1 protein-coding gene is annotated in these 490 nt (G+C 63.1%); it reads right to left on the bottom strand.

Features of this window, described 5'->3' with window-relative positions:
* Nucleotides 1-48: 48 nt before the first annotated feature.
* Nucleotides 49-490: dihydroxyacetone kinase subunit DhaK (locus tag SB822_RS54920; RefSeq protein ID WP_410858825.1), on the bottom strand; the 442-nt coding region annotated here is incomplete at its 5' end.

Raw genomic sequence — 490 nt, 5'->3', positions numbered from 1 at the left:
GTTGAGAAGGAAAGCCCGCACCGAAACCATTCTCGCACTCAGCGCGCCCTACATCCCCCAACGCAACGACGGCGTATGGACCGGGCTGTCCCAGTGGCGTGTCATTTCGTCGTCCAGCATACATAGCGTAATCGACGCGCCCGCCATCTCGAGCGAAGTCGTCAGCGCACCCACCTGGGCCCGGCCAACCTTCAGGTCGCGTTGCTCAAGCCATGCGCGCGTCGAGTTGAAGAGCAGGTAAAGCTCGCCTAGCGGTGTTCCGCCGAGGCCGTTGATGAGCACCAGCAATTCAGCGCCGGGTTGAGGCGCGAGATCGTCGACGATCGCTTTGAGCAGTTCTCCCGCAATCGCGTCGGCGCCTGCGAACTTTGCGCGGCGCCGGCCCGGTTCGCCGTGAATGCCCACGCCTACTTCGATTTCGTCATCGCCGATCTTGAACGTCAGCGTTCCCGCGGCCGGCACGGTGCAACTGCTGAACGCAACACCCATC

Source organism: Paraburkholderia sp. SIMBA_054 (assembly GCF_046534875.1).
Lineage (GTDB): Bacteria > Pseudomonadota > Gammaproteobacteria > Burkholderiales > Burkholderiaceae > Paraburkholderia > Paraburkholderia hospita.
The sequence above is the reverse complement of the archived record's forward strand: the minus strand, read 5'-3'. Positions and strand labels throughout refer to the sequence as shown.